The 20183-nt window shown below is 48.1% G+C and carries 17 protein-coding genes; 5 read left to right on the top strand and 12 right to left on the bottom strand.

Annotated elements, in window-relative coordinates; genetic code table 11:
* Nucleotides 1-103: 103 nt before the first annotated feature.
* The 4 genes from trxB to C5O19_RS09125 form a co-directional block, all read right to left on the bottom strand.
* Nucleotides 104-1072: a thioredoxin-disulfide reductase gene (gene trxB / locus C5O19_RS09140; protein ID WP_104711520.1), complete on the bottom strand. Its 969-nt coding sequence runs from the start codon at nucleotides 1070-1072 to the stop codon at nucleotides 104-106.
* 199 nt (nucleotides 1073-1271) lie between these two features.
* Complete coding sequence (locus C5O19_RS09135) at nucleotides 1272-3269, bottom strand: OmpA family protein (RefSeq protein ID WP_243406364.1); 1998 nt, start codon at nucleotides 3267-3269, stop codon at nucleotides 1272-1274.
* 3 nt (nucleotides 3270-3272) lie between these two features.
* Nucleotides 3273-3902 (bottom strand): 7-carboxy-7-deazaguanine synthase QueE, encoded by a 630-nt coding sequence (locus C5O19_RS09130; RefSeq protein ID WP_243406363.1) that lies wholly within the window; start codon nucleotides 3900-3902, stop codon nucleotides 3273-3275.
* A 58-nt stretch (nucleotides 3903-3960) separates the two neighbouring features.
* The gene (locus C5O19_RS09125; RefSeq protein ID WP_104711518.1) at nucleotides 3961-5013 is read right to left on the bottom strand and encodes an FUSC family protein; all 1053 of its coding nucleotides are present in this window, start codon (nucleotides 5011-5013) and stop codon (nucleotides 3961-3963) included.
* A gap of 226 nt (nucleotides 5014-5239) precedes the next feature.
* Between C5O19_RS09125 and C5O19_RS09115 the strand changes: the two genes are divergently transcribed.
* Nucleotides 5240-6157, top strand: coding sequence for a glycoside hydrolase family 43 protein (locus C5O19_RS09115; RefSeq protein ID WP_104711515.1), 918 nt, complete (start codon nucleotides 5240-5242; stop codon nucleotides 6155-6157).
* A gap of 73 nt (nucleotides 6158-6230) precedes the next feature.
* Here C5O19_RS09115 and C5O19_RS09110 read toward each other — a convergent pair whose 3' ends face one another.
* From C5O19_RS09110 to C5O19_RS09100, 3 genes are all read right to left on the bottom strand, one after another.
* Nucleotides 6231-6968, bottom strand: a complete 738-nt coding sequence (locus C5O19_RS09110) for a class I SAM-dependent methyltransferase (protein WP_104711513.1) — start codon at nucleotides 6966-6968, stop codon at nucleotides 6231-6233.
* A 70-nt stretch (nucleotides 6969-7038) separates the two neighbouring features.
* On the bottom strand, nucleotides 7039-9303 hold the full coding sequence (locus tag C5O19_RS09105; protein WP_104711510.1) for an NADP-dependent malic enzyme: 2265 nt from the start codon (nucleotides 9301-9303) through the stop codon (nucleotides 7039-7041).
* Between the two features lie 387 nt (nucleotides 9304-9690).
* Entirely contained in the window at nucleotides 9691-10971 is a 1281-nt protein-coding gene (locus C5O19_RS09100; RefSeq protein WP_102199777.1) for a citrate synthase, read from the bottom strand.
* A gap of 192 nt (nucleotides 10972-11163) precedes the next feature.
* Between C5O19_RS09100 and pepT the strand changes: the two genes are divergently transcribed.
* Together pepT and C5O19_RS09090 are read left to right on the top strand one after the other, a co-directional pair.
* Nucleotides 11164-12417 (top strand): peptidase T, encoded by a 1254-nt coding sequence (gene pepT / locus C5O19_RS09095; protein WP_104711508.1) that lies wholly within the window; start codon nucleotides 11164-11166, stop codon nucleotides 12415-12417.
* A gap of 124 nt (nucleotides 12418-12541) precedes the next feature.
* Nucleotides 12542-13375, top strand: a complete 834-nt coding sequence (locus C5O19_RS09090) for a DUF3298 and DUF4163 domain-containing protein (RefSeq protein WP_104711505.1) — start codon at nucleotides 12542-12544, stop codon at nucleotides 13373-13375.
* Nucleotides 13376-13429: 54 nt separating this feature from the next.
* On the opposite strand, the gene miaA is transcribed toward C5O19_RS09090, so the two are convergent.
* From miaA to C5O19_RS09070, 4 genes are all read right to left on the bottom strand, one after another.
* The gene (gene miaA / locus C5O19_RS09085) at nucleotides 13430-14347 is read right to left on the bottom strand and encodes a tRNA (adenosine(37)-N6)-dimethylallyltransferase MiaA (protein ID WP_104711503.1); all 918 of its coding nucleotides are present in this window, start codon (nucleotides 14345-14347) and stop codon (nucleotides 13430-13432) included.
* Between the two features lie 29 nt (nucleotides 14348-14376).
* Nucleotides 14377-15198: a hypothetical protein gene (locus C5O19_RS09080; protein ID WP_104711501.1), complete on the bottom strand. Its 822-nt coding sequence runs from the start codon at nucleotides 15196-15198 to the stop codon at nucleotides 14377-14379.
* An 81-nt stretch (nucleotides 15199-15279) separates the two neighbouring features.
* Complete coding sequence (locus tag C5O19_RS09075) at nucleotides 15280-15897, bottom strand: LEA type 2 family protein (RefSeq protein WP_104711499.1); 618 nt, start codon at nucleotides 15895-15897, stop codon at nucleotides 15280-15282.
* A gap of 111 nt (nucleotides 15898-16008) precedes the next feature.
* Entirely contained in the window at nucleotides 16009-16551 is a 543-nt protein-coding gene (locus C5O19_RS09070; RefSeq protein ID WP_104714016.1) for a YciE/YciF ferroxidase family protein, read from the bottom strand.
* A 244-nt stretch (nucleotides 16552-16795) separates the two neighbouring features.
* On the opposite strand from C5O19_RS09070, the gene C5O19_RS09065 reads away from it, so the two are divergent.
* Both C5O19_RS09065 and C5O19_RS09060 read left to right on the top strand, forming a co-directional pair.
* The gene (locus C5O19_RS09065; protein WP_104711497.1) at nucleotides 16796-17446 is read left to right on the top strand and encodes a hypothetical protein; all 651 of its coding nucleotides are present in this window, start codon (nucleotides 16796-16798) and stop codon (nucleotides 17444-17446) included.
* A gap of 1208 nt (nucleotides 17447-18654) precedes the next feature.
* On the top strand, nucleotides 18655-19197 hold the full coding sequence (locus C5O19_RS09060; RefSeq protein ID WP_133163333.1) for a SusC/RagA family TonB-linked outer membrane protein: 543 nt from the start codon (nucleotides 18655-18657) through the stop codon (nucleotides 19195-19197).
* Nucleotides 19198-19229: 32 nt separating this feature from the next.
* Here C5O19_RS09060 and C5O19_RS09055 read toward each other — a convergent pair whose 3' ends face one another.
* Complete coding sequence (locus C5O19_RS09055; protein ID WP_104711495.1) at nucleotides 19230-19940, bottom strand: NUDIX hydrolase; 711 nt, start codon at nucleotides 19938-19940, stop codon at nucleotides 19230-19232.
* Nucleotides 19941-20183 lie beyond the last annotated feature (243 nt).

Below are 20183 nucleotides of genomic sequence, written 5' to 3'. Positions count from 1 at the left end.
TATGTCGATCTCCAAAAAGAAGCGGAGCTTTTCAGGAGAGTTCTTGGCTCCGAAAGCCCCGCTGATGCTACCCAAGGGCAGCTGGAGTTACGTAAGATTAGTTTTAAAGGACTGCTGAGCCTACCGCTACGGCCGTTTCAACTTCAGCCAGCCAGCGTTCAGCGTCCAGAGCGGCCATACAGCCCGTACCAGCGGCAGTAATGGCCTGGCGGTACACATTGTCCTGGGCATCGCCACAGGCAAATACACCCGCTACATTGGTACGGCTACTACCGGGAACGGTTTTGATGTAACCCGTAGTATCCATATCGATGAAATCTTTAAAAATATCAGTATTGGGTTTATGACCAATGGCTACGAAGAAGCCCGTCACGCATAAATCCTGCACTTCACCCGTTACAATGTTTTTCACACGGGCACCGGTAAGACCCGTTTCGTCACCTAACAATTCTTCGGTTTCGGTATTCCAGAGAATTTCGATGTTAGCAATAGTCTTTACCCGGTTCTGCATGATTTGCGAGGCCCGTAACTCATCCCGGCGAACCAACAGATACACTTTCTTGCACAATTTAGCCAGATAGCTTGCCTCTTCCACAGCGGTATCGCCACCACCTACAACCACAACATCCTGACCCCGATAGAAGAAGCCATCACATACGGCACAGGCCGATACCCCGCGACCATTGTAGATGTCTTCACCCGGCAGACCTAGCCATTTGGCCGAAGCTCCCGTGGAAATAATGACAGCATCGGCACAGATTTCGTGCGTATCGTCTATCCAGACTTTTTTACTGGCAGTATCCGAGAAATCTACCTTCGTGGCTAAACCATAGCGAATTTCCGTTCCAAAACGACGAGCCTGTTTTTCCAGGTCCTGCATCATTTCGGGTCCGGTTACGCCTTCGGGATAGCCCGGAAAGTTATCCACTTCGGTTGTCGTCGTTAATTGACCACCCGGTTGAGCACCTGTATATAAAACTGGCTGAAGACCTGCCCGTGAAGCGTAAATAGCGGCTGTGTAACCAGCAGGGCCTGAACCAATGATTAAGCAATGAATATGTTCAGCTGACATAAAATGATGGGAGTAATACCTTAGTTGCAACTCGGTTGCTTTCACAAAAATTGCCAATTCGAGCCGGAAAGGCAAGATTTTTTTAAGACTTGCTGAAAATCAAGGTTGTCGGTTTTCAGTATTGGGCTCGCAAGGGTAACATATTTTCCGTAAAAAAAGGTTTTCCTGCTTCCAACAATCTTTCCGCCCTAGGCATTTCCTACAGAATCTTTACCTCAATCCGACGGTTCTGAGCCCGATTTTCCTCGCTGGTATTGGGTACCACGGGTCGGGTCTCTCCCAGCCCAACGGCCTTAACCCGGGTCGCCGCAATCCCATGAGCGGCGAGATATTCCATCACGGAGCGGGCTCGCTTGAGGGAGAGCTCTAAATTGTTTTTGTCTTCGCCTACATCATCCGTATGGCCCGAGATTTCGACGGATACGGAAGGATTTTCTTTGAGCAACCGGACCAGTTTTTCCAGTTCCGCCTGCGACTTTTCCTGCAAATTCCAGCGACCGGATTCAAAAAAGACATTTTTCAGTACTTCATGCTGGTCTTTTCGAATACTTTCCAAGGCCATATTGAGGACCTTATCCGTGCTTTTCCCCGAAAAATCGAAAGACAAACTTTTGTAGAGATACCCCGGACGATTGACAAAAACGGCGTATTCATTGCCATCCGTCAATACTACCGCATATTCGCCCGTTTTGGCATCGCTCCTTAGCAGGGCTTCGGTAGCATTGGTTTTCAGATTGATGACTTCCAGATTAGCCGCCAGCGGTTTTTGATTGGCAGCATCTACAATAGTACCCTTCAGTACATTGGCTCGTTTGAAACGGGAAGCCAATGCTTCCGGTACGTCCAGCTCCCAAAGTCGTGATTGATGGCGATCGGCCCGAATTCGTTCTTCCTGGGAATAATAGCCTTTGCGGCCATCGGCCGTGATGTACAGAGCGACCTGATCTTCGTGGGTATTAATGGGATAGCCTAAATTTTCGGGTTTCGAGAAACGCGTTCCGTCAAATTCGCTCAGCCACAGATCAAAACCACCCAGGCCCGTATACCCGTCGGAGGCAAAGAAGAGACTGCGGCCGTTGGCGTGCAGGAAAGGAGAAACCTCATCTTCGGTCGTATTGATAGCCGCCCCGGCGTTAACGCACGGTAACCAGCGACCCAGTGAATCCTTGCGACTCATCCAGATGTCGCGTTTGCCAATACCGCCCGGACGATCCGAGACGAAGAATAAGACCCGACCATCGGGTGAAAGCGTAGGTTGAGATTCCCAGGCTCCGGAGTTAACTTCCGGTCCCAGATTTTCGGGTTCACTCCACTCCTGCCCGTTTCGGTAGCTGATGTACAAATCACAGTTCCCAAATCCGTGGCGTAAGCGGCTTTGACAGACCGTAAAAACCAGCGTACGCCCATCCGCAGAAATACTGGAAGTACCTTCGTTCTCCGTGGTATTGATAGCTCCGGGTAGAAGGCGGGGTTTCGTCCAGCCAGCCTCTTCCGTATACGCGGAGGTGTACAGGTTTTCGTCACCATTTTCCTGTTCAATGCCAGTAAAAAACAGCGTTTGCCGATCCGCCGTCAGGACGGGAAAATACTGCGACTCGAAACCGTTCACGGCATCGGGCAGGCGTTTGACCTGAACCGTCAACGGACGTTTAATGGCTTCTTCTGAAAAGCGGCATACCTCCAGCATGCGGGAGGCCCGCTTCAAAGCGATTTTCTGGGCGGCGGTCGGTTTGGTCAGGGCTTGTTGACCCGTAATGTACTTTTGAAGTAAGGGAGTTGCCTGCGTATACTGTCCCCGACGCAGATAGTGACTGCCCAGCCAGAGATACGCCGGCTGCACTTCCGGCGACTCGGGTTTGAGCGTAATGGCCTTTTCGTACTGTACGGCCGCCTGATCCAGGTTTCGGTCGTACTCGGCTAATTGAGCGAGCCGAAAATACGCCTCCCCGTAGGATTCGTCGCGTTCCACGGCTCGCTGAAATTCTTTCCGGGCACCGGGTAAATCCCGGTTAGCGAGTGCTTTCTGTCCTTTTTCGTACGCGTCCAGAGCCCGCCGATCCTGAGCCTGAAGTTCTGGAGTCATCAGCCATATCCCATGCAACAGGCCAAGCAAGAGACCTCCTCGGCGTAACATGCGTTTCGTTTCCTGGGGAATACGGGTCCGACTGGACTCCTGACTTCGATGGATGGCGTTCATGGATTACGGAATATTCATGTACTTATGCGTTTGTAACGAAACCCGCCACTTTGGATTGTCCTTGACGTAGTCAATGATTTGGGGCAGCATCACGTCACGTTTACTCCATTCGGGTTGCAACAAGAGCTGGGCATCCGTTTGAAGCCGCGAGGCATGTTCCTCGGCAAATTCAAAATCCGATTTGTTATAGATAATTACTTTTAGCTCGTCAGCCCGCTCATAAATATCGGAATGCGGTTCCTTGAATTTTTTCGGGGAAAAACAGATCCAGTCCCAGGAACCCGTCACGGCGTACACGCCGGAGGTTTCGATATTGGTCTGGAATCCGGCGATTTGGAGAGCAGCGGTTAAGTCCGTCAAGTCATGCATGAGCGGTTCGCCGCCGGTAATCACGGCCATCCGTCCGGGGTACTGAAGAGCACCCGCAACAATGGAGTCAATACCAAAGGAAGGATGCAGGCTGGCATCCCAGCTTTCTTTCACATCACACCAGTGGCAACCCACTTCACAACCGCCCAGACGAATAAAATAAGCGGATTTTCCCGCGTGAAAGCCTTCGCCCTGCAGCGTATAAAAGGATTCCATCACGGGTAGTGTCGTAGCGGGGGTAAGCACTTGGGGCATAGTCATCATCGATTCTTTTCACAAAGATACCGTAACGGCGGTTGTCTATCCTAAAGTTCAGTTTTCTTCAGGAAGATTGTATCTGTTTTCGATTCCAAAACAGGATAAACGAACTAATGAACACCAGAAAACCACCCACCAGCGTAAATAAACTGCGTTCAATGGCCACCGTAAACGAATGCGTAGTTTGCTGGCCAATCAGCAGGATAATGTATATGGTCAGGAAAATACAGGCGACTGGATAATTGTGTTTAACGATTAACAGGAACGTAAACATGCACAGAATCAGTAAGGGCATGCCCAGGACGGGTTCGGGATGGAGCACCAGGATAAAACTCCCGATGATGCTTCCAATGAAGGTTCCCAGGATTCGCCCCCCCACCCGCTTGAGGGTATCGCTGTGATTGTCCTGCAAGACAATCACAATCGTCAGGGGAATCCAGTAGGCATGAAAGGAATGCGTATAGCTGATGAGCCAAACGCTCAGTACCAGTAGAAAAGCTAAGCGGAAGGTATACCGCCATAGGTCCGGTTTCAGTGAAGCCACCGACAGATCCAGCTTATGGGTACGCTTGCGGGCCCGGCGACTACGCAGTCGCATGAGTGGCGATCGGTTTTCAAAAGCGGAAGGCCAGACCCGCCACATCAGGGCCTGCAACAGGATAGCCAGAACTCCGCTGATCAATACGGCTACCACGGCTATTTCGTTGGCTTTGACGGCTAGTGAAAAGAAGTACAGAGCCGCGGCGGGGGCATTGATGCTTCGCCAGTCGTCCGGAAAAAAATGCCGCCAGTAGCTCAGGGCCACCGACAGCAGGATAACTCCCAGCACGACATTCACCCAATGATACGTGCCAATGATCCCCCAGAGGGTTGTTCCCAAGAGAATCAGCAGTACGTAGCTCAAAATCTGTAAGCGTTCTTTATAGGTACCCTTCGGACGCACATTCATCAAACACTGCATCACCATGACGATGAATCCGGCAAAAGGGCCGAAAAACGGAATCTGAGCGAGCAGCAGACCCACAAACACACCAAGGGTGGGCAGAGCCGCACTTTCGACGTCCTGATGGGTGATTTTTTTAAGAAGATTTTGTTTCGGTTGACTCGGGGTACTCATGGTTGATGGAATCAAGCAGGGTTCGCAGTGCTGACTTCCGGCAGAGGGCTCGTATGGAATTTCTTTTTAGCCTTTATGAACCCAGCCCGCCGGACAATCAGAGGATACGCTGACTCTCTAATGAAATCATACCAGTATCTTAGGTACGGAAAAATAGGGATTTCTGCGTAAACTTCCGTCCCCTTTAACAGAGGCATTCTCTGATTCATCGTTTTTCAACACATCTATGCGTACCCTTCTTAGTTGCGGCTTCTGGCTGTTCAGTCTAACGGTTCAGGCTCAGTCGTATCTCTTTGCTTACTTTACCGATAATGGTCAGGACGGCTTGCACTGGGCCAGTAGTACCGATGGCCTGCACTGGAAATCGCTCCGTAACGGAGCCTCGTACCTGACACCCGAAGTCGGAAAAGATAAACTCATGCGGGACCCTTGTGTCATTCAGGGACCGGACCAAACCTTTCATATGGTCTGGACCTCCGGCTGGAATGACCAGATCATCGGCTATGCCTCCTCGAAAGATTTAAAAAACTGGTCCGCTCAACAGGCCATTCCGGTCATGACGCACGAACCTACGGCCAAGAACAGCTGGGCTCCAGAAGTATTCTACGACGATCAGGCGAAGCAGTTTATCATCTACTGGGCTACGACCATCCCCGGACGTCATTCGGATGTAGCCGAGTCGGAACGGGAAAAGGGCCTCAACCACCGGATTTACTACGTCACCACCCGCGATTTTAAAACGTTCAGTGATACGAAGCTTTTCTTCAATCCGACCTTTAGCGTGATTGATGCCACGCTTTTAAAGAAAGGCAAGTGGTATTACATGTTCCTGAAAAACGAAAACCCGAAACCCGCCGAGAAGAATATCCGCATCACTAAATCGCGTAACGCCACAGGGCCGTACCCGACCGAAGTTTCGGCTCCGATTACGGGAAACTACTGGGCAGAAGGTCCGACCGCGGTGCAAATCGGTGCGTATGTGTACGTGTATTTCGACAAGTATACCGAACACAAATACGGGGCCATTCGCTCCAAAGACCTGGAACACTGGGAAGATGTATCCGATCAGGTGGAATTTCCCAAAGGAATCCGGCATGGTACAGTGTTGAAGGTTAGTTCTGCATTAGTGAAGTCTTTGGAATAACGAACAGAGCCATTATATAAAAAGCCCTCAACGCTACACGTTGAGGGCTTTTTTGTTACCTGTATGCTTTACATCAGGCGTTGATACCTAATCGCATGAAGATGGGAAACTCGATTTCCTGTACCTGATCAACGTCCCACAACGGACTAATCTGATCGATGAGTTCAGGAACCGGATCTTCGCCATTGGCTTCCTTGTACGCCTGTACACTCGACCAAGAGCTAAAATAACCGGACAGTTCCTCTAGACTCCAGTGTTTGATCATAGAGAAAACGGGAACCTGCACTTCCTGATACGGGAAAGGAATCTTCGTGTATTTTTCCTGAATATGATGCCGCTCGGGAGCCCAGTAGGGTCCTACCACCGTCGTATAAAAATCAAGAATAAGGGGATCGATCTCTGGACTGATCTCCAGTAACTCGTATCCCCAGACGGCCAGTACGCCCCCGGGTTTAAGTACTCGTTTTACCTCCGAGTGAAAAGTTTCAAAATTGAACCAGTGTAAAGCCTGCCCTACGGTAACCAAATTGAAGGACTCAGCAGGAAAGGTTGTCTCTTCCGCCCGGCTTACTTGGTAATGTACGCGTTGAGCGGGCTCGGCCTGAGCCAGTTGCTGTTCGCTAATGTCGGTAGCTTCGACGCGTTCAAAGTAATCGGCCAGAGCTACGGCTACCTGTCCATTGCCCGTAGCACAATCCCAGGCGGCTTCCCGACCCGGTACGTACTTCAAAATAAATTCGAATAGTTCAGTAGGATACGTAGGACGGTATTTCGCGTAAGCATCCGATTGTTTGGAAAAGAGGTCTTTCATACGGATTGGTTGGTTGGAAAAGAACGGGGTGATGGTTGGATCATCACCCCGTTCCTAAATACAATCAAAATTATTGAGCCTGAGCCACGGCAATCGCCACCATGTTAACGATCTCGCGAACCGTACTTCCTAACTGGAGGACGTGTACGGGTTTCTTCAGACCCAAGAGTACGGGACCGATGTATTCGAGTTCGCCGACCTCTTTCAATAAGTTATAAGCAATGTTCGCCGCCGAAAGGTTCGGGAAAATAAGCACGTTTGCTCCTTCTTCGGCTAAATCAGAGAAGGGATACTGTTGCTTCACCAATTCTGTATTAAAGGCCAGGTGAGCCTGCATTTCCCCTTCTACCACCCAGTCAGGATGTTTACCGCGTAGAATGGCCGTCGCCTGTCGCATTTTCTCGGCGTCTTCCCCATCGGCGGTACCGTAGTTGGAGTACGTCAATAACGCGATGCGGGGCTTAATACCCAGACTTTCCACGGAAATAGCCGTTAGTTCAGCAATCTCTACCAGTTCAGTTACCGAAGGATTAAAGTTTACCGTGGTATCGGAAAGGAACAGGGGGCCCTTTTTAGTAAGCAGGATGTACATACCTGATACCTTTTTAATGCCTTCCTGCCGTCCAATCACCTGAAGGGCCGGGCGAACAGTATCCGGATAGTTCCGCGTCAGACCCGAAATCAAACAATCAGCCTTACCCGTTTCTACCATCATGGCTCCGAAATACGTCCGACGCAGCATGATCTGTTCGGCATCGGCGGGACTTACGCCCCGGCGTTTCCGTTTTTCGTAGTAGGCATTCGCAAATTCACGAGCCAGCGGTTGCACGTCGTCGGCTTTCGGATCGATGATCTGTACACCTTCCAGCTCCAGTCGGTCTTCTTTGATCATCTTTTCGATCCGAGCCCGGTTTCCTAACAGAATCGGTTCGCAAATGCCATCGTCGTATACCTGCTGTACGGCTTTGAGTACCGTCTGACTTTCGGCATCGGCAAATACGACTTTCTTAGGATCCTTCTTGGCTTTGTTGACAATGGCCCGCGTCAACTGGTTATCCTGACCCAGGCGTTTGGCCAATACCTGCTCGTAGGCTTCCCAGTCCTCAATGGGTTGCGTCGCCAGTCCTGATTCCATCGCGGCTTTCGCCACGGCCGGAGCTACGGTCGTCAGCAAACGAGGGTCCATGGGCTTCGGAATGATATACGTCCGGCCAAAGGTTAGATTCTTTTCGTTGTAAGCGATATTGACAATATCTGGGACGGGTTCTTTCGCCAGTTCAGCCAGAGCGTACGTAGCGGCCATTTTCATGGCTTCGTTGATACCCGTAGCCCGTACGTCGAGGGCACCCCGGAAAATGAACGGGAAACCCAGTACGTTATTTACCTGGTTGGGGTAGTCACTGCGTCCGGTGGCCATGATAATATCCGGACGAGCGGCGGTAGCGTCTTCATAGCTGATTTCCGGTGTCGGGTTCGCCATCGCGAATACGATCGGATTGTCCGCCATGCTGCGTATCATGTCCTGCGAAAGCACGTTTGCCGCACTCAGTCCGATGAATACGTCGGCACCTTTAATGGCCTCAGCCATCGTGATGTGCGTGGGAACGGCAAAATCCTTTTGCTTGCCAAACAGGTTGGTACGTTCCAGACAAATGACACCGTCCTTATCGAACATGGTGATGTTCTCTTTGCGGGCTCCCAGTTGCACGTACATCTGCGTACAGGAAATGGCCGCGGCTCCGGCTCCACTCACAATAAATTTGGCGTCCTGAATGTTCTTCCCAACGATTTCTAAAGCATTCAGCAGGGCCGCACCAGAGATGATGGCCGTACCGTGCTGATCGTCGTGCATTACCGGAATTTTCAACTCCTTCCGCAACCGATCTTCGATTTCAAAACATTCCGGAGCCTTGATGTCCTCCAGGTTCACGCCTCCGAAGGTAGGTTCGAGAATTTTTACCGTCCGAACAAACTCATCGACGTCTTTGGTATTGAGTTCAATGTCGAAAACGTCAATGTCCGCGTAGATTTTGAATAGCAGACCTTTTCCTTCCATCACGGGTTTGCCGGCTTCCGGACCAATATCGCCCAGACCCAGCACGGCCGTACCGTTGGAAATCACCGCTACCAGGTTACCCTTGGCGGTGTATTTATAAACATCTTCCGGATTTTCGGCAATGGCCAGACAGGGCTCGGCTACTCCCGGCGAATACGCCAGGGAAAGGTCGCGTTGCGTGGCCGTTTCTTTCGTCGTAACTACTTCAATTTTTCCCGGACGACCCTTAGAGTGGTAATCCAGAGCGTCCTGACGGCGAAGATTTTTTTTCTCTTCCATTACTACGTTTGTTGTTGAATGAGCGTCTTTCGATTGATTTATACAGACGCCTTAAACCGCTAAGGTACTAGATTTGTCCGCTGGGCGGTTTGAAATTTTTGCATTCTTTCTCCCCCCGTTCAATGCCTTAAAAAAGTGCATTTGGTGGTTTTAAGAATACAATTGGCCCGTAAAACACTGTACCGACACGGGCCAAAACAACCTTTGGAATTTCAGCGGAATGACTTTTCAAAAATTTGGCTGTGCGTAGTCAGGCAGGCTACCCGACTTTGACCCCGGAAATCAAAGAAGGCTTTCCCGAACCGAGAAAGCCTTTCCCATAAAAGCCATGAAAAAGTAAAAAGCATAAAAAATGTGGGACGTGCCCACATTTTGAAAATCGTATGATTAGCGTTGTTCCATGGGAACGAAATCACGCAGGGTAGCTCCCGTGTAAATCTGACGGGGACGACCGATGGGTTCTTTCATCGCCCGCATTTCTTTCCACTGAGCAATCCAGCCCGGCAGACGGCCAATGGCGAACATCACCGTAAACATATTCGTCGGAATACCGAGGGCCCGGTAGATGATTCCGGAGTAGAAATCGACGTTCGGGTACAGCTTGCGAGCTACGAAGTATTCGTCGTTCAGAGCGGCCTCTTCGAGTCCTTTGGCGATTTCCAGTACGGGATCATTAACGCCCAGTTTCGTCAGCACGTCGTCGGCTGCTTTCTTGATAATCTTAGCCCGGGGGTCGAAGTTTTTGTATACCCGGTGGCCGAAACCAAACAGACGGAAGCCCGTCGTCTTGGCATTCTTCGCCATGTCGATATATTTGCTTACATCGCCACCGTCGGCCTTGATGGCTTCCAGCATTTCGATCACTTCCTGGTTCGCACCACCGTGCAGGGGTCCCCACAGGGCACTGATGCCAGCAGAGATCGATGAGTACAGGTTAGCCTGCGAAGAACCTACCAGACGTACCGTAGATGTCGAGCAGTTTTGTTCGTGATCCGCGTGCAGAATCAGCAGCGTGTTCAGAGCAGAAGCAACTACGGGATCTACCTCGTATTTCTCAACGGGTAGCGAGAACATCATGTTCAGGAAGTTCGAGCAGTAGTCGAGATCGTTTTTGGGGTAGTTCACTGGGTGTCCCTGAGCTTTCTTATAGCTCCAGGAAGCGATGGTCGGCAACTTAGCCAGCAAACGAATGATGTGACGATCGTCTTTTCCTTTTTCGTCGTACGAATCCGGATAGAACGCACTCAGGGCACTTACCAGCGATGACAACGTAGCCATCGGGTGAGCGTTTACGGGGAAATTATCGAAAATGGCCCGTACGCCTTCGTTTACAATCGTGTGGCGACGGATGGAGTCTTCAAACTCAGCGTATTGCTCCTGGGTGGGTAACTCCCCGTAAATAAGCAAATAAGCGACCTCGAGAAAAGTCGCTTTAGCCGCTAAATCTTCAATACTGTATCCACGGTAATTCAGAATACCTTTTTCACCGTCCAGAAAAGTAATCGCACTTTTGGTTGCTCCGGTATTTTTGTACCCGGAATCCAGCGTGACGAAACCCGTTTCATCGCGGAGTTTACTAATATCTACGGCTTTTTCAGCCTCAGTTCCAACGACAATGGGAAGTTGAACCTTCTTACCTTCTACGGAGAGTTCTGCAAAATCAGACATAAAGCAAAAATTTGTTTGGCAACGGCCAGTATGAGGAGAGGCAACGTTTTGATGACAGCGAAAATACACAAAAACCCTTCACCCGGCACAAAAATAAATTTGAATGCGGGAAAAAAGCCGCCTTCATTCCCCAAAAAAACTTGCTAATTTGCTATATTGTTTTGTACAAAACCTTTATTCGTTTGACTATCAATGCCTTTAAGTCCTTATTCTTTTACCGTAACCGAACGTTTTTTGCGTTACGTACAGATCGACACCCAGTCTGATCCGCATTCCGAGACCTACCCTTCGACCGAAAAGCAAAAAGACTTGAGTCGCGTACTGGTGCAGGAATTGCAGCAGATGGGTGTTACGGAGGTCGAACTCGACGATTATGGCTATGTGTACGCGACGCTGCCCGCCACCACCGCCAAAACGGGCGTCCCCGTGATTTGCTTTTGCTCGCACGTGGATACCTCACCCGATTGTTCGGGGGCCAACGTGAAGCCCATCGTTCATACCCGCTACGACGGCTCAGATCTGGTTCTACCCGACGATCCTGCCCAGATCATCCGCATGAGCGATCATCCCGACCTGAAAGACCAGATCGGAAACGACCTCATCACGGCTTCCGGAACCACGCTGCTCGGAGCGGACAATAAGGCCGGTGTGGCTGAAATCATGGATGCGGTGCATTACCTGATTTCCCATCCCGAACTCGAACACGGAACGATAAAAATCCTTTTTACGCCCGACGAAGAAATCGGTCGGGGTACGGCCAAGGTGGACCTGGAAAAACTGGGTGCGGATTTCGGCTATACCATCGACGGCGAAACACTGGGCTCGCTGGAAGACGAAACCTTCTCGGCCGACGCCGTGCATATTCGCATTCAGGGTGTAAGTCAGCACCCCGGCTTTGCCAAAGGACGTATGGAAAGTGCCATTAAAATCGCTTCGGAGCTGGTAGCCCGCTTACCCAAGGATCACCTCTCTCCGGAAACGACCGAAGACAAAGAGGGTTTCGTACACCCAACTTATCTGCACGGTACCGTGGAGGAAGCCGAAGTAGAACTCATCATCCGGGACTTCGCCGAAGCGGGTCTACACGAAAAGGAAGCCTTTCTGAAACAACTGACCGAGGAAGTACTGGCTCAGTACCCGAATTCAGCGGCAGATTTCAAGGTGATTGAACAGTACCGCAATATGAAAGAGGTACTCGATCAATACCCGCAGGTAGCTCAATACGCGGTAGAAGCCATTGAACGCAGCGGTATTGCGGCCCGCCAAATGAGCATCCGAGGGGGTACGGACGGCTCGCGGCTTTCCTTTATGGGACTGCCCTGCCCCAACCTTTTCGCGGGCGAACACGCGTTCCACTCCCGCCACGAATGGGTATCCCGGCAGGATATGGAGAAAGCCGTGGAAGTCATCGTTAACCTCGCTCAGATCTGGGCGGAAAAAGCCTAAGCACCCAGTCCCCTTCTCCCGAAACCAGAGAGGGGGACTACTTAAAAATCAATCCCGATTCTTTATTGCTTGCATCCTTTTTTTGAATTCGGTAGTCTTGTATTCCCAATCCCCTTTTCTAGTAATGAAACAAGTTTCCCTTTTCTTCCCCCTGTTGCTGCTGTTAGCGGCCTGTGAATCGAAAAAACCGGAGCAACAATCGGTCGCTGGAGCTGATACCCTTGCGTACACCATTAAGGGCGATTCCGTTCGCAGTCAGCTTTGTGTACGCCCCGACTCGCTCTGTGCTCGTGCTCAGTTCACCTACCCGGTTTTTGAAGGCAATCAGGTCCTGACGGATTCGCTTCTCCGACACTCGGTAGCGGCCTCGGGCTACCTCGACAATCCCGATGCTACGGCCGCTCAGGCGAAGGCTTCCCCTACGCAGGTCGTTCAGGATTTCGTCAAAGATTTCGATACGTTCATTGCCGATCAGCGGAAACGCTTCCCCAATGAGCCCGTCATGGGCAGTGCCTGGGAAACGGACATCCGGACGCAGGTTCTCCACCAAACGCCCCAGTGTATCGCTGCGGCTACGCTTACCTACAACTACTCGGGCGGTGCTCATCCCAACACAAATCTGGTTTACGTAAACCTGACACCTAAAGGACATCAACTGACATTGAACGAACTATTTAAGCCCGGTTATGAGAAGACCTTAGCGGCCACGGCGGAGAAATTATTCCGTACGCAGGAAGGCCTGAAAGCAGGTGATCCGTACGGTGAAAAATACTTTTTTGAAAACAATGCTTTTGCCCTGAACGATAATTTCAGCATTCGTCCGGAAGGCCTATTGTTTCGCTACAACCCGTACGAAATTAAAGCCTACGCCGAAGGGCCCACGGAGCTGTTGATTCCGTATGCCGAATTGACATCCATTATCAATACTGACGGTGTTTTAAAGTCGTTCGTTAAGTAAGCACTAGGTCTATAGAATCGGATCGATCAGGGTATTCCCACCGGGATAAAAGCCTTAATCGATCCGATTCTTTTTTTCTTCCACCCACTGCCGGGCCTGTAGTAACTGTTCTTCGAAAGAGTCCGTTAGCCAATGAATGCGTAAGTTATCGCGTTCCATTTTGCGGAAGAAGGTCATTTGTCGTTTAGCGTATTGGTGAATCGCTACATTGAGTCGTTCAACCATGGTTTCGTAGTCCCATACGCCGGACAAGTATTCCGTAATGAATTTATATTCCAGACCGTAGTAGATTAACTGGTCTGCCGCAATTCCCTGATCCAGTAAGCCCTGTACTTCTTCAATCATACCGTTTTGCAAACGCTCGTGTAAGCGTTTGGTAATTCGCTCTCTCCGAATTTCAACCGGCGGGTTTAAACCCAGTACCAGCGGATTTAACGCGGGTTTTTCTTCGGAAATAGCGAAGGGAAATTGCTGCAGGTACGTCGCAATTTCAATGGCTCGCAGGGTACGTTTACGCGTCGACAAATCAGCTACGGCGTGATACGGCGAATCAAGCTGCTGAAAGTGTTCACGCAGGGCTTCATCGCTTTTCGTACTTAACTGCTCTCGTAATTCCGGATCATTAGGAATGGCGGTAAACGCGTGATTTTTCAGTATCGCTTCCAGATACAACCCCGTACCTCCGCATAAGATGGGTCGTTTATTCCGGCGCTGTATTTCTTCATATACTACTTTAAAATCCTTCTGAAATTCGTACAGATTATACGCCTTACCGGCCTCAATAATATCAATGAGATGATAGGGTATCGTACCATACTCAGACAGGTCTTTTCCCGTTCCAATGTCCATAGTTCGGTATACCTGCCTTGAATCAACGCTGATAATTTCTCCTTCAAATTCCGTGGCTAAGGCTACGGCCAATCTGGTTTTACCAGAGGCCGTAGGGCCCAGTACTACGATTGGTGTCTGCATACAAACTATTCTATGCGTCGAAACGACGGCTACAGTTTTTTGATGTATTTGTAATTTCCAGTATTAAAAATCGACCGCCAGTGACTGGGTTTTTCGCCTTTAACTCGGTGCGGATAGTAGCGTATCAACGCGTCAGGATCGAGCCAGAGTTCTTGCGGCGGCGTGGTACTGACGCGTTCAAACCCCAGTCGTTCGTAGCTTTTTCCCGTCGACCAGTCACGGTCCGCGTAAGTCATCAGATCCTGCATGGGATGTTCCCCTAAAAAGGCTTTAAGTAGTTTATCCAGCCCCCCCACTACCGTATGATTTCGCACATTGGCAAAGCGAATTAACTCGCCCGAATAATAGTCATTACCCCGACTTGGCATGGGCCGTACGGGACCAAATCCGGCTACGGCTACACAATCGTTAACAATCGTAGGATCGTTTAAAAACGGTTCGTTCTGATGCATTTCCTTCAAAAATAAGCCGTATCGAAACGCACATTTCACTGGAATTTGCAGATGATTCTGGGATAGAAATTCCTGAAAAAAAGCGGGTGTTATGGGCTGAATAAGCGTCAGTCGGGCGGGTATGCGTTGCGAAATACCGACTAAAGATTTCAGGCGACTTTCAACCAGGGTTTGTTGCGTCACCCATACGTCTTCCCAGAGCTGAACCAATTGCCAGCCGCGGGTTTCGTACCGTTCAGAATCTTGTAAAAGTACAATTGGATCTGCTTCTTTCCGTAAGGCTACGGCTAGTCGGCGGGTTTGATTTTCATAGATCACCTCATCAACTTTCTGCCAATTCTCCTGAGGCGTTTCCTCTTGCAGAAAGTTTTGAAAGCTTTCTAAAAACCTACGATTCATGGTCACGCTGCTTCGCTTTAATGGATACACAAAAGGGCAGAGCCTGGCTCTACCCTTTCGTTATCTGGATGATCAGACCGATCAGCGGCCCACCAGAATTTTATTCGTTACTTCTTGGTCGATGGTAATGTAACCGGGATAGTTCACCTGCTTGTTACCCAGCGACAGCGTAGGTTTGATCCGGATGGTCAGCTTACTAGGCTGGCTTGACTTATTACCCGCCAGGTTTTGCACGAACTGGATAAAGGAATCACGCGTCTTAGCGTCTGACAATAACTGAAAAGCATTGGCCGATACGTGGATGGGAATCGTCGTGCGACCGCCCGGAGCTACGGCAATCCGCTGATTGATAAAACCCGTGGCTAGCTCCTGTCCAGTCAACAATACTTTATATTCAAGCTGATTGATACCCGCCATTTTTCCCGAGGGATTCCGAATATCCAGATTGACCCGAGCATCCAAGGGTACATTCTGTCGGAGTAATGCTGCACTCAACTGCGGGTATTTCAAAGGGTTCAGAGCTTCAAAGCTTTTCAACTCGCGGATCGGAATGCCGGCCAGGTAAATGCTGTCGGCAGAGACGATGTCGTATCGGCAATTTCCCAGGGCTTTTGCCTCGGCAATTTGCTTGTTAACGCCGCAACGAGTTAAACTCACGGTTGCCGCCAGAAGCGAGCACCATAGAATAATCTTTTTCATGGAAGTAAATGACGCTGTTCGTGTGGGACAAAAGTAAATGAAAAAGCGATACCTTGTAGGATACCGCTTTTTCTACATACAATATATATTGTATTAAAAAACTATTTACTATTACGCTTCCGTCGCAGCTTCTTCGTTAACGTACTCTTCGGCAATGACGGTCAGCTTTTTATCGGTCTCTCCCTCTTCATTTAGAGTCGTCTGTAGCAGATCCGCTACTTCAGGGTAACCTAATTTTTCGGCCAGCGTACGTAGACTACCGTAGCTCGCAATTTCGTAGTGCTCTACTTTCTGAGCTGCCATGATCAGGCCGCAATCACGAACCATCGTACCTTTTTCGGTTTCTTCGGTAATGGTTTCGCTTTCCTTGATAAGCCCTTCCATGGCTTCACATTTCTTAGCGACTGCCTTCACATCGATCATGGAAAATACTTTTTCCAGACGTTCCACGTGCACTTCAGTTTCTTGTTTGTGCGTTTCAAAGGCCGTTTTCAAATCAGAGGACGTAGCTGCTTTCGCAAGTTTGGTTAAGGCTTTGGCTAGATGCTTTTCGGCCCAGTAAATATCTTTTAAGCCATCAACGAAGAGTTCTTTCAAAGCAGGAGAATCTTGCTCGGAAACCGAGGCTACATTGTTTTTTTTTGTGGTTTTCATGACAATCATAGGTTTGTTTGACAGCTCGTAGACAAAGAAAATCGTACCTGTAGAGAAGTGTCTATGGATGGGGATTTCTTTGCAACGGTCCTCTATACGTCGAAAATAAAATTGAAAACCACTATTGATCCTCAATTTCATAAATATTAGCTTTAAATCTAATTTTTTAGTATTATAAGACTTAATACTTATTATTATGAAATATTAGATAATTGACTTATATTTGAAGATAAAATAACGATCTATGAAAATAGCTGCTGTATTATCAGGCGAGGTGATTGATTCTATAACCTTAAAAATTCCCGAGCGTAAAAAGCTTCAGAAAAACCTGGAGGATCTCTTTCATCGCCTCGGTGGAAAGAATCCATTGAACCTAAAGTTACCCTTTGAAGTCTTTCGTGGCGATCGCTTTATAGGGATTGTCGATACACCCGCCGAGTCCTTACGGGTAGCCCTGTTGATTCGGGCGTATCTAAAGAGTGACTTCTATTCCGGACAATCAATAGATGCCCGCATTTCCATAGGTATGGGTACTATCACCTACCGCTCTCCGAACGTTGCCGAATCCGACGGCGAGGCTTTTCAATCTTCGGAGCAACTTTTAACGGGTATGAAAAAACATCCCAATCGCGTGGAGGTAAAGTCTCCCTGGAAGGCTTTCGACGATGAGTTGAATACAGGTTTGGTACTGCTTGAAACCATCGTCAGCCGCTGGACGGGACCGCAGGCTGACATCATGTATTTAAAGTTACTAGGGCATACAGAAGTCACTATATCAGGTATGCTGGGTATTACACAATCTGCGGTCAATCAACGCTCCACTGCTGCCTGCTGGAATGCCGTCGATCGGTTTACCAAACGCTTCCATCAAGCCACTCTAGAGTATTCAAAATAATTTATATACTACAAGTTTTATACATTCATCTATTATACAATAGTTATATTATACCATAATTATTAAATACCCAATAATTAATAACTGCCTTGTTAGATTAAGCCATCCCAGCAGAGGAATTTGGGAATGACATGCCGAGCTGGTGACATTAAACTGGAGTGGCGGTAGCTAAGCAGCTGCCTTATGATTGTGACTGGTGCAGATTTGGAAACCTGTACCAGTCGGCCTCTTCAACCGAACCCTTCCGAAGCCAGTACTTAACCCTTGCAAGCACCTAGTTCCTTATCAAATCCAGGGAATACAAGGTGAGCAAAAACGGTCTTTCCGCACAGTAGAACAGCTTCTTAACTTGTAACAATCGGCGCCCCAATTCTGATCTGCCTTTCTCATTTAAACCAGTACTATGGAACAGGCCCATTAGAAACTACGCTCTAGTAGATATACACCTTTAAAGATTGGCATCTGACCTCCTGCTCTGTTCAATCGAGCACCCCAACGCCGGATGAAGGATTATCCTGTTCCTGCCTACAATGCAGGGTAATACCTCTGTTCTCTTCCATGTGAGATGGTCAGGCTCAAAGCTCTACAATCAAAGTGTACTCACACACTATAACACTTTAGATCTGGCTCAACCTGACTAGGTCTGTATACCTTTTTCGTACCTCTCACGGTGCAAGGAATCTTACGGCACTAAACTTCAATCAAACCATGTCGCTGAGATTTCGATAGAGCGATTCTATCCGGGATTTAGGGCGTATAAGCGATTCTCGCGGCATTCTCATTTTGTAATTTTACCTCGCTTATCTATAATAAAAGGCATAAAGCATTCTCATCGGATTTAATGCAAGCCCTTATTTCCTCACGAATGCCCTTGTTTGAAGAACTTAGTCTAGCTATCGTACAGCTATTCTTTGTTTTGTCCAATTTGAAGATTGGTGATACAGGTTACTTTCTCAAGCTTTTTTCATCGGCGGGTACGCTCCTACCCCAGGCTCTCCAGTGATTTTTTTGACCTGTTACATACCTCCTATTTTTCTAACTAATTCATCAGGATAAATCTGCAACTCTACGGCGATCCATCCGTGCTTCTTTTATGCCTTTTTTTCCAGCAGTAAAAAAATTCATTGTAATTCCGAAATTTTCGGAATTACTCCTTAAATTTCGGAATCAAACATTTAAATCATTTTCAAACCCTTACTTTTATTGCTATGAATACACTACAGCGAATTTCTCCGATTTTAGTAGTAGCTGGTATCCTACTAATGAGTGCGTGCAGTAAGCGTTCGGACATTGCTCCAATCAGTGCCGGTAAAGAAATTCAGATAAACGAGAACAGTCGTTTATCCGCCAATGCCACCAATCGAATCCAGTTGACTGGAAAGAATACACCATTAATTATTGTGGATGGGAAAGAGTGGACCGCGGAACAATTGGAAAAAAAGATATCCCCAGACGATATCACTTCTATTGAAGTTTTTAAATCCGGTAAAGAGCCTGTTCAATTACTTGAAAAATTAGGAAAAACGAAGGCAGAGAATGGAATCTTAATCGTTCGTACGAAAGCTGGGAAAAAAGCAGAACTTCCCGCCGCTTTGTATCTGGTTGATGGAAAAGAAATGGATCAGCAATCCGCTGAGAAGATCAGTCCCGATAAAATTGAAAGCATCAACGTTTTGAAAGACGCCAAGGGTGTAGAAAAGTACGGAGAAAAAGCGAAGAACGGCGTGATTATGATTACGCTCAAAAAGTAACTTTCTAGTCGAAGAAAAACCGCATGGATCGCCTACGATTCATGCGGTTTTTTTGTGGATTTAAATCGGTATACATACGGAGCTTTGTGAGCTCTCCCCGTATACTTTTTTTCAATACGCTCTAGTATTTCCAGATTCAGTATTTTGCGTTGAAAATTGGTACGAATCAGTTCCTTACCTAAAATTGTTTCGTACACCCGCTGTAACTCAGCAATTGTAAAACTTTCCGGTAATAGATTGAAAGCGATAGGCTTATATTCGAGCATAATACGTAAAGTATCTAACGCTTTCTGTATCATCTGATGATGGTCCATCATCAGTAAAGGTAGCTGATTGATGTCGTACCAATCGCAGCTATCCGATAATTCATCAGGTGTTGCCTTCACTAGTGAAAAATCAACCAATGCGTAATAGCCTACTGAAATAAACCGCTTTTGTAACCACCCCTCGGATTTGAGTTGATTCACTTCGGCCAGTTTTTGCTGCATCTCTATCTCCCCTCGATTGCGTTGGCCGAAGGTGTAAAATTGTTCGAGGTACAATTCGGTTAGGCCCGTACGTTCCTGTAAAACACGCTGAGCTGCTTCGTCCAAATCTTCTTCCTGTCCAACAAAACCTCCGGGCAGTGCATAGTATTCCATACTCCGCACTCGTAGTAATAAGACTTTCAACTGGTGAGCGTGAAAACCAAAAACGACGCAATCGATGGATACTTGAGGAATACAGTTTTCGCCAAACTTCATGGTGCTTCCAATACCAACTTTATTTTCTACAATTTTTCCAAGAATACATTAAAATAATTGGAAACAAAAATCGCAACCTGCATTATTGTATCGAATTGATACAATAGTTTGATACGGGTCAATCTTTGCTTCATTATTGATTAAAAGTAAATCGAAAAAGGGCTAATTTTCTATTCCGCAACTACTTATCTATTCATTTCAATAGCGATTAACGTCCGATCGCAAGTCTAGTATTTGTTAACT

Source organism: Siphonobacter curvatus, from assembly GCF_002943425.1.
Taxonomy (GTDB): domain Bacteria; phylum Bacteroidota; class Bacteroidia; order Cytophagales; family Spirosomataceae; genus Siphonobacter; species Siphonobacter curvatus.
Note: the sequence above shows the minus strand (reverse complement) of the source record. Positions and strands in the feature narration are given on the sequence as shown.